This is a genomic window from uncultured Roseivirga sp., from assembly GCF_963973945.1.
GTDB lineage: Bacteria > Bacteroidota > Bacteroidia > Cytophagales > Cyclobacteriaceae > Roseivirga.
The window spans coordinates 421,746-431,708 of the sequence record NZ_CAXBBV010000003.1 but is presented as its reverse complement, the minus strand read 5'-3'; the positions used below and the strand labels follow the sequence as shown (position 1 = coordinate 431,708).

7 protein-coding genes are annotated in these 9,963 nt (G+C 39.2%); 2 read left to right on the top strand and 5 right to left on the bottom strand.

Features of this window, described 5'->3' with window-relative positions:
* Window positions 1-128: 128 nt before the first annotated feature.
* From trpC to AAC026_RS08305, 5 genes are all read right to left on the bottom strand, one after another.
* Window positions 129-929 carry an indole-3-glycerol phosphate synthase TrpC gene (gene trpC / locus AAC026_RS08325; protein WP_339696926.1) on the bottom strand — a complete coding sequence of 267 codons (801 nt, stop codon included), beginning with the start codon at window positions 927-929 and terminating at the stop codon, window positions 129-131.
* A 66-nt stretch (window positions 930-995) separates the two neighbouring features.
* Window positions 996-1,985, bottom strand: coding sequence for an anthranilate phosphoribosyltransferase (gene trpD / locus AAC026_RS08320; RefSeq protein ID WP_339696925.1), 990 nt, complete (start codon window positions 1,983-1,985; stop codon window positions 996-998).
* 86 nt (window positions 1,986-2,071) lie between these two features.
* The gene (locus AAC026_RS08315; RefSeq protein ID WP_339696924.1) at window positions 2,072-2,653 is read right to left on the bottom strand and encodes an aminodeoxychorismate/anthranilate synthase component II; all 582 of its coding nucleotides are present in this window, start codon (window positions 2,651-2,653) and stop codon (window positions 2,072-2,074) included.
* A gap of 39 nt (window positions 2,654-2,692) precedes the next feature.
* Window positions 2,693-3,097: a four helix bundle protein gene (locus AAC026_RS08310; RefSeq protein WP_339696922.1), complete on the bottom strand. Its 405-nt coding sequence runs from the start codon at window positions 3,095-3,097 to the stop codon at window positions 2,693-2,695.
* 26 nt (window positions 3,098-3,123) lie between these two features.
* Window positions 3,124-4,533, bottom strand: coding sequence for an anthranilate synthase component I family protein (locus AAC026_RS08305; RefSeq protein WP_339696920.1), 1,410 nt, complete (start codon window positions 4,531-4,533; stop codon window positions 3,124-3,126).
* A 315-nt stretch (window positions 4,534-4,848) separates the two neighbouring features.
* Here AAC026_RS08305 and AAC026_RS08300 point away from each other — a divergent pair, with 315 nt between their 5' ends.
* Both AAC026_RS08300 and AAC026_RS08295 read left to right on the top strand, forming a co-directional pair.
* Window positions 4,849-5,307 carry a hypothetical protein gene (locus AAC026_RS08300; RefSeq protein ID WP_339696917.1) on the top strand — a complete coding sequence of 153 codons (459 nt, stop codon included), beginning with the start codon at window positions 4,849-4,851 and terminating at the stop codon, window positions 5,305-5,307.
* Between the two features lie 245 nt (window positions 5,308-5,552).
* Window positions 5,553-9,950 (top strand): CusA/CzcA family heavy metal efflux RND transporter, encoded by a 4,398-nt coding sequence (locus AAC026_RS08295; RefSeq protein ID WP_339696914.1) that lies wholly within the window; start codon window positions 5,553-5,555, stop codon window positions 9,948-9,950.
* The last annotated feature ends 13 nt before the right edge of the window (window positions 9,951-9,963 follow it).

Here is a 9,963-nt window from a genome sequence, read left to right as displayed (position 1 = left end):
AGTTATCAGTTATCAGTTATCAGTTATCAGTTATCAGTTATCAGTTATCAGTTAAAGCGAACTTTTCTCAGGAAATTGAGTTCCCTCCCCGAAGTTTCGGGGCTGTTTTCTGATCAACTTTTTTCCTGTTATACTGACAACTGTTTCTGAACTGCCTCAATAAATTCAGCAGCGGCTCTTTCTGGCCTACCCGTTTTCATAAAGGTTTCGCCAATTAGAAAACCTTGGAAGCCCGCCTTTTTTAACTCAACAATCGTAGCAGGATCGCTAATACCACTTTCTGAAATCTTCACAAATTCGTTCGGGATTTTGTCCACCAACATTTTTGAAGTTTCAATACTGGTTTCGAAAGTCTTAAGGTTACGGTTGTTTACTCCTACCACATCTAAATCTGGTGAGAGGTAGGGATGTAACTCTTCTTCACTGTGAATTTCCATCAGCACTTCTAACTGAAGCGTTTTGGCGAATGCGGCTAATTGTTTTAGTCTCTCAGGCGTTAAACAAGCAGCAATCAGCAGAATAGCATCCGCACCAATCGACTTGGCTTCAATGATTTGGTATTCATCAATGATAAAGTCTTTTCTTAGTACAGGGCAGAAGTTGAATTTTCTAGCCGTAGAAAGGTCCTCGTTTTTCCCTCCGAAAAACTCAGTGTCTGTCAATACAGAAAGTGCCGAAGCACCTGCCTGCATGTAACCAATAGTAGTTCGTTCTACTTTAGCATGCGCATTAATTATTCCCTTTGAAGGCGATTTACGCTTGAATTCAGCTATAACCCCCGATTTATCTTCCCGCAGCAAATACTTTTTTAACGAAACGGTTTTGCTCTCGAAGTATATGCTCTGCTCTAATAACTTAGGCGGAAAAAGCCCTTTTCGTTCGGCTACTTCCTTCTCTTTGTGTGCAATTATTTTTTGTAGTATATCCATGTTGGTCAATAGTCAATAGTCAATAGTCAATAGTCACGATGGACTATGGTCTATCGACTGTCAGCCTTATTTTAATTCTAAAATTCGTTTAAACGCCCTCAATGCCTTCCCCGATTCGAGTGATTCCCGTGCGTGGCCTACTGCATCATCGATGTTATAGCCCTTACCACATTGTAAAGCCATGGCCGAGTTGGCAATCACCACTTCGTTTTGGGCTTTTGTGCCTTCTCCTTTTAAGATCTTCTCGAAAATCTTAGCCGATTCTTCTACCGTTTCGCCACCAAAAATAGCTTCAGGTTGAATTCGAGTAAGTCCTAAATCTTCGGGTTGAACAATTTCTTCCTGCAAGTGCGTGATCTTCTTAAAGCCTCCTGTCAATGAAATTTCGTCATAGCCATCGAGGGCATGTAAAATCACAAACTGCTTATCTGTTTTTTGGTAAAGGTAGCCGTATAATCTGGCCAACTCTAGACTAAACACTCCGACCAATTGTTTTTTGGGAAAGGAAGGATTTACCATTGGCCCCAACATATTGAAGAAGGTTTTTACGCCCAAGTCTCTTCGAATGGGTGCTACGTTTTTCATGGCAGGGTGAAAAAGCGGTGCATGTAAAAAGGCAATTCCGCTTTCATCCAAACTCTTTTTCAGCTTACCAATGTCGTTGGTGAACTCGTAACCGAAATGTGCCATCAGGTTAGAAGAACCAGAAACAGATGACACTCCATTATTTCCGTGTTTGGCTACGTTCTGCCCTGCCCCAGCCACAATAAATGAGCTTAGTGTGGAAATATTAAAGGTGTTCTTTCCGTCTCCGCCTGTTCCGCAAAGGTCAATGGCATCATATTCTGGAATATCTACCGGCACACAAAGTTCCAGCATGGCATCCCGAAAACCTTCGAGTTCTTCTACTGTGATGCTTCGCATTAAGTACACGGTAAGAAATGCCGCCACCTGACTTTGATTATATTTCCCCAATGTGAGGTTCATCAAAATCTCCTTTGCTGTGGTTTTATCCAGCGATTTATATTCTATAAGTTGGTTTAGTATGTCTTTCATCTTCTTTAACTAGTTATTAGTTATTGAGAAATTAGTTATGAGTATTACTATTGGGCCAGTACTCATAACCAATAACTATTTACTCTTTACTGAGCCCCTGCTTTCAGCCAATTCTCAAGCAGCTTATGCCCATACTCCGTCATGATAGATTCTGGGTGGAACTGTACGCCTTTAACATCATACTCTTTATGACTGATGGCCATGATTTCACCGAGTTCATCATAAGCAGTGACTTCAAGTTCATTGACTAAATTCTCCTTACTCACATTCCAGCTGTGGTAATGACAAATTTCATATTCACTTGGAATCCCATTGAATAATCTATCCTCAGGCTTCACCACTTTAATTTTGCTCGACACACCATGCAGCACTTCGGGCATATTATAAAGTGAAGCGCCATAGGCTTCGGCAATGGCTTGATGCCCTAAGCAAACACCCAAAATGCTTTTGGTTGCACCATAACGCTTGATCAGTTCAGGCATAATTCCCGCTTCTTCTGGAATTCCTGGCCCAGGAGAAAGCAAAATCTTATCATAAGCCTCCACTTCGTCTAGTGTAATTTGATCGTTTCGTACCACGGTCATTTCAGCACCATCCGCCAACTCGCGCAGGTAATGCACCAAGTTGTAGGTGAATGAATCGTAGTTATCTAGTATTAGTATCTTCATCGTTCGCTTTGCTCACTTTTAGTTATGAGTAATTAGAAATTAGTTATTAGGGGGAGTTTCATCGGTATCTAATGGCAGTTGCTTTGCCTTTGCGAGATACTTGATATATCCATTCAGTATTTTCTTAACCTCAGTCAATTGAGATTCGAAATCCTTTAAAGTTTGTTCATCGATATACCCTTCATCGAAGGCAACAATTAAATGGTCTAAAGTCTCGGTTAAAGAACCTCTTGCTACTCTACAGAACTGAATATTTTCTTGGTAGTGAAACCTGCCATAACCCTCAGCAATATTAGCCGTAATCGACCTACTCGATCGTTTTATCTGATCAGTTAATTTGAACTTCTCATCAGAAGGGAATTTTTGAGTTAAAGTGGAAATACTCTTTCTCAGCACTCTAGCCTTCTTCCAAACCTCCAAATCCGTAAAACTGTGAATACTCATTTCTCTTAACTTTTAACCAATAACTACTATCTAATATTCTCCGCCATTTCAATGGCCTTTCTCAGTGCTCCTAGCTTATTGTTTACTTCTTGTAGTTCAGAGGCTTTGTCTGATTTAGCGACTACCCCAGCACCTGCTTGGAAATGTAGATTACTGTTTTTACTCAGAAAAGAACGGATCATAATGGCATGGTTAAAGTTGCCATCGAAGCCCATAAAGCCGATAGCGCCACCGTAATAGCCTCGTCTGGTTTTTTCGTATTCGTTGATCAACTGCATGGCACGTACTTTCGGAGCTCCAGAAAGTGTTCCGGCTGGAAATGTGCCCGTTACCATGTCGGTTGAAAGTACATCGGGATTAAGCGTTCCCGTTACCTTCGATACCAAATGAATGACATGCGAGTAGTATTGAATTTCTTTGTAGGTATCCACTTTCACATTCGATCCAGCACGACTCAAGTCGTTGCGGGCTAAGTCTACCAACATAACGTGTTCCGAATTTTCCTTTGGATCATTATGAAGTGCCTTGGCCAATTCCGCATCTGCTTCATCATTCCCAGTACGTTTAAAAGTACCTGCAATGGGGTGGATAGTGGCTTCACCATCTTTAATCACCAATTGTGCTTCGGGCGAAGAACCGAATATTTTGAAGCTACCGTAGTCAAAGTAGAAAAGATAAGGCGAAGGGTTTACCGACCTTAGGGCACGATATACGTTGAACTCATCTCCCTTAAAACCCTTCTGGAATCTTCTTGACAGCACAATCTGGAATACATCTCCTCTGTGGCAATGGTCAATTCCTTTTTGAATGATGTTCAAAAATTCATCATCTGTATAGTTAGAGCTTTCTTCGGCTACCGTTTTGAATTCATAAGATGGATAGTTCCTATTATTCACCAAATTGATAATTGGCTCCAAACCTTTGGGTTCGGTCCCTTCTGGCGAATGTTCAAAAACATAGAGTTCGTTTTTGAAATGATCGATGGCAATTACATAGCGGTATACATGGTAAAGCACATCGGGAATTCCGTATTGATCTTCTTTTTTCTCATTTACAGGAATGTTCTCGAAATACTTCACCGCATCGTAGCCAATGTAACCGAAAAGGCCATTATTGATGAATTTATAAGGATTATCATCCGATTCGAAGCTTTTTGAAAACACACTCAACTCATCTCCTACCTTACTATTCTCTACTTGATATTGCGTTTCCGTTTGGCCGGGCAACTGCTTTGTCAATTGACCATCCTTCAACCTAAAACTGGCCAAAGGCTCGCAACAGATGTAAGAAAAGCTATTGTCATTCCCATGGTAATCAGAGCTTTCCAAAAGAATCGGATTCTCGTATTTATCGCGCAGCTTCAAGTAGATACTCACCGGGGTGACGGTATCTGCCAATAGTTTTTGCGAGGTAGTATTTAATTTAATCTTGTTCATTTTTCGGTTCTTCAATGGCCTAAAACAAAAAAAGCCTGCGTGAAGCAGGCTTTTGAGTATCGTTAAATTACATATAGCATGAGTTCACATCAACTGAGTTCAGTTAAATGCCACCACCATGCGCTATGTAAATTTGTGTTTCTCATTATGCCTCAAATCTAGGAAAGGATTTTTCTAAAGCAAACAGAAAATTAGAATTTTCTGGATTTCATTAACCTGCTGGGATAGAATGTAAGATAATATGCCTGCCAACAAACAATATGAATAACATTAAACACATTGAAAAAAATCAAATAAAAAAAATTGCTTAACCATATGAATTTACTAGTTTCGTATTACGATATGGGAGGTTTTTTTAAATTAAAGGCTTTGTTTTTGTTAAGTGTAGTCAGCCTGATTACACTTCAAAACGCTGTACCCCATATTCACCACTCGCATAATGAGCTTGAAGAAATAGTTCTAGCGTCTTCTGAAGACCATGATCATAGTCATCTGGAAGAAAAGAATACTTCTGTTCATGAATTAACATTTTTACATCAGTTAATTGAAGATCATTCTCATAGCTCTCATTCGCATGAGATCACTCAATTAAACACAACTGATAGCAGAATAATAAATATTTCAGTATTTGATGTAGCTATCAATACTACAATTGCTTTTTGGCCTGACAAGTTAAGTTCTAAAGTTTGGTCAACATACATTTACGGAGAGCCACTTTCTCCACATTCTTCCGGCCTGACTCTTAGAGGGCCACCTTTCTCGTCTCTTTCGTAAGAGGTTATTCGTATCGTATTTGGTGAATGAAAGTGAGACACAGTAAGTCTGCTGATATGCATATTAGCAAGCTAATTATTGGAGTCTAAACTTTTTCTGCAATTGACTTGAATCATTGCATTCCAACCTTAATGGTATTAGGGCATAAATCCTCCTAGAAGTGGCTTTTATTGTGTCGTAAACCTCTTCTCTTTCTCATTTCTCGAGAAAAAATATTCAATTAAGTATTCATGAAATAAAGTATCATGTTAGATAACATTATAAAATTTTCGATAAAGAATAAACTCATTATCGGATTATTCACACTAGCATTGATCGGTTGGGGAAGCTATTCATTGACAAAGTTGCCAATAGATGCAGTTCCCGATATTACCGATAATCAGGTGATGGTAATCACAGTGTCACCCACCCTCGCAGCACAAGAGGTGGAACAGTTAGTAACCTTTCCTGTAGAACAGACTATGGTTTCCATACCTGAAATAAAGGAAATGCGATCATTCTCTAGATTTGGATTGTCCATTGTTACCATAGTTTTTGAAGAAAGTACGGATCTCTATTGGGCAAGACAACAAGTACAGGAAAGACTATCCCTTGCAGGGAAAGAAATTCCTGAAGGGGTTGGACAACCCGAAATGGCCCCTGTAACCACGGGATTGGGTGAAATATATCAATACGTAGTACATCCTGAGCCAGGTTTTGAAGATCAGTACGATGCTACCGAGCTAAGAACAATCCAAGATTGGATTATTAAACGTCAACTTCTTGGTACACCTGGTGTAGCTGAGGTTAGTGGGTTTGGAGGCTATACAAAGCAATATGAAATTGCTTTAAACCCTGATAAACTCAGGAGTTTTGATATAGGTATAAATGAAGTTTTTGAGGCACTCAAAACTAATAATCAAAACACAGGTGGAGCATACATTGACAAAAATCCTAATGCTTATTTCATAAGAAGTGAAGGACTAGTTAAAAGCCTGAATGATATTGAGAAAATAGTTGTCAAATCCAATGTAAGGGGAACTCCAGTATTAATAAGAGACATTGCATCTGTTCAGTTTGGGCATAGTGTAAGGTACGGTGCTGCTACACGCAACGCAGAAGGTGAAGTGGTAACAGGAATCGTTATGATGCTGAAGGGAGCAAATTCATCAGCGGTAATAAATAATGTAAAGGAGAAAATTGAACAGATTAAAACCACATTACCAGAGGGAGTCACTATTGAACCATTTTTGGATAGGAAGAAATTAGTTGATAGTGCAATTTCCACCGTGGTTAAAAACCTGGCAGAAGGTGCTTTAATTGTCATATTTATCCTAATCCTTTTCTTAGGTAATTTGAGAGGAGGTTTTGTGGTAGCCTCTGTTATTCCGCTAGCTATGTTATTCGCACTGGGTATGATGCGACTATTTGGAGTGTCAGGAAACCTTATGAGTTTGGGTGCGATTGACTTTGGTCTTATTGTAGATGGAGCAGTAATTATTGTTGAAGCAGTATTACACGGTGTTAATAACAGTAAGAAAAAGTATGCAGGGAGTGCCATGCTCACACGCGATCAAATGGATCATGAGGTATTTGAATCTTCCAGTAAAATCAGGACATCTGCGGCATTTGGAGAAATTATCATTTTGATCGTATATCTACCGTTATGGGCACTAGTAGGTGTAGAAGGAAAAATGTTTACTCCTATGGCTCAAACAGTTTCGTTTGCTATTCTAGGAGCCTTTATACTTTCGCTTACTTACGTTCCAATGATGTCTGCTTTAGTGTTGAGTAAAAAGACAACACATAAGCGAAACTTCTCAGATAAAATGATGGATTTCTTTCAGAGAATCTATCAACCTGTCATTGAAAGAGCCATTCATAAAAAAGGGTTAGTTGTAGGAATTGCAATAGGCTTGTTCATCATAACGCTATTCACATTTAGCCGAATGGGTGGTGAATTTATACCGCAGTTAGATGAAGGTGATTTTGCAGTAGAAACTAGAGTGCCAGTTGGTAGTTCATTACAACAGTCCATTGCGGTTTCGAAAAAGGCTCAAGAAATCATTTTACGAGAATATCCCGAAGTAAAGCAGGTAGTAAATAAGATAGGATCTGGTGAAATACCTACCGATCCTATGCCTATTGAAGCTGGAGATATGATGATTATTCTAAAACCAAAAGATGAATGGGTAAGTGCAGAAACCAGAGAGGAACTGGCAGAGAAGATGCAACAGTCACTATCTGTGATTCCAAATGCAACATTTGGTTTTCAACAACCAATACAAATGCGGTTCAATGAACTTCTTACTGGTGCAAAGCAGGATGTAGTCATTAAAATTTACGGAGAAGAGCTAAATACACTTTCGGAACTAGCCAATAAAGTTGGTAGAAATATCAAATCTATTGAAGGGGTTGAAGATTTGTATGTAGAAGAAATCACAGGACTTCCTCAAATTAAAATAGAGTTGGATAGAGATAAGATTGCCGAATATGGAATGAATGTAGAAAACATTAACCAGGCAATTGCTACTGCTTTTGCGGGTAAGTCTACTGGGTTGGTTTATGAAGGAGAAAGACGCTTTGATTTGGTGGTGAGATTGGATAAAGGACATAGAACCGACATTGCCGATGTACAAGACTTATACATGGAAAATCCCAATGGTGGGGCCGTTCCACTTCGGGAAGTGGCGAATGTTACCTTCGAACCAGGTCCTGTACAAATTCAGAGGGATAACGCTAAACGAAGGGTGACAATAGGATTCAATGTAAGAACCAGGGATGTACAAAGTATTGTTTCCGATATACAAAAGGTCATTTCTGACAAAGTAACTATGCCCGCTGGGTACTATGTTACTTATGGCGGACAGTTTGAAAACTTACAACGAGCAAGTAAAAGATTAGCTATAGTCGTACCAATGGCATTACTTCTAATCCTTGTTTTATTGTACTTCACGTTCGGGTCAGTCAAACAAAGCTTTTTGATTTTTACTGCTATTCCTTTATCGGCTATCGGAGGTGTCTGTGCCCTTTTGATAAGGGATATGCCTTTTAGCATTTCAGCTGGCGTTGGGTTTATTGCTTTGTTTGGTGTAGCTGTACTCAATGGAATTGTGCTAGTGGCTGAATTTAACAGACTTGAAAAGTCAGGAGTGTCAGACATATATGAACGAGTCATAAAAGGCACACGTGTAAGGTTAAGACCTGTACTCATGACTGCTGCGGTAGCGTCTTTAGGATTCTTGCCTATGGCACTTTCAACAACGGCTGGAGCTGAAGTTCAAAGACCTTTAGCAACAGTGGTTATTGGTGGTTTGTTCACTGCTACATTATTAACACTGATTGTGCTTCCTGTTCTTTATATCTATTTCAGTAATACTAAGATTAACCTTAAGGGCACAAAAACACTAAGTATGTTTTTGGTATTCGGGGGATTATTAATGACACAGAATCTAAAGGCACAGGATTCATTAAATGTAAAAGAACCCGGAATAACGCTAGATCAGGCAATTGAAATGGCTATTGAAAATAACCAATCAATAAAAATTGCCAATTACAGAATTGAAGAAGCAACTGCCCTTAAAAAAGGAGCCGTAACCATACCTAAAACAGATGTTTCGTATTCACAGGGCGTGGTTAGTAACCCAACAATTCAGGACAATCTCTTGAATGTAACGCAAAGGATCAATTTTCCAACACTTTACAGTACACAAGCTAAACTGGGTAAGGAAAAAATTCGGGCAAGTGAATATGCAAAGGATATAGATCAAAATGAATTGGTGACGAATGTAAAGTATGCCTACATGCAAATTGTTTATGTGAAGGAACAGATTAGACTGTTTGAAAAACAGGATAGCATTTATGATGGCTTGAGTCGGTATAGTCAGGCAAGGTACGAAACGGGTGAGTCAACAAACCTTGAGAAGGTAACTGCCAGTGCTCAATCAATGCGTGTGAGAAATAAGCTCAAACAACTCAATGCAGATCTGGAAATAGCAAAAACATCATTAGCGGTTTTACTGAATACTGACGAAATGCTTGAACTTAAAAGTGATGGACTCAAAAAAGAGAGCATGGCTGAGTTATTATCAGATACAGCTACAATCAACAAGAACCCTATGCTGAATTATTTAAAACAGAACGTAGCGATTAATACCCAGCAGGTAAAAGTTGAACGTAATAAAATGCTTCCCGACTTCTTGATTGGCTATGCCAGTCAAACCTATAATGGAGCGGCTAATTATAATGGAGTTGATTATGACTTTAATAGTTCAGATCGGTTTGGTTTTTTTACTCTAGGGATGTCTATACCAATATTTCCCGGAGGGTATCGGTCAAAGATAAACGCAGCGAAAATAAATTCGGAAATAGCTAGTTCACAGTTTGACCTTGCGCAGACACAATTAAGAGGGCAATTAAACTCGCTGGTACAAGAATACAATAAACTGCAAAGCTCCCTTAATTACCTTGAAAGAGAGGCATTACCTCAGGCTGATTTAATAATAACCAATTCTGAACTAAGCTTTAAAAGCGGTGAAATCTCTTACAGTGAACAGCTTATCAACCTCACTCTGGCTATTGACATACAGCAGGAGTATTTAAGCACCGTCTGGCAAAATAACCAGATAGTTATTGAAATAGAGCAGCTGTTAGGAATAAGATAGTCAGTGAATTAAC

Coding starts and splice junctions, on each gene's coding strand:
- trpC (WP_339696926.1), bottom strand. CDS start 929: ATGGATATACTACAAAAAATAATTGCACACAAAGAGAAGGAAGTAGCC.
- trpD (WP_339696925.1), bottom strand. CDS start 1,985: ATGAAAGACATACTAAACCAACTTATAGAATATAAATCGCTGGATAAA.
- AAC026_RS08315 (WP_339696924.1), bottom strand. CDS start 2,653: ATGAAGATACTAATACTAGATAACTACGATTCATTCACCTACAACTTG.
- AAC026_RS08310 (WP_339696922.1), bottom strand. CDS start 3,097: ATGAGTATTCACAGTTTTACGGATTTGGAGGTTTGGAAGAAGGCTAGA.
- AAC026_RS08305 (WP_339696920.1), bottom strand. CDS start 4,533: ATGAACAAGATTAAATTAAATACTACCTCGCAAAAACTATTGGCAGAT.
- AAC026_RS08300 (WP_339696917.1), top strand. CDS start 4,849: ATGAATTTACTAGTTTCGTATTACGATATGGGAGGTTTTTTTAAATTA.
- AAC026_RS08295 (WP_339696914.1), top strand. CDS start 5,553: ATGTTAGATAACATTATAAAATTTTCGATAAAGAATAAACTCATTATC.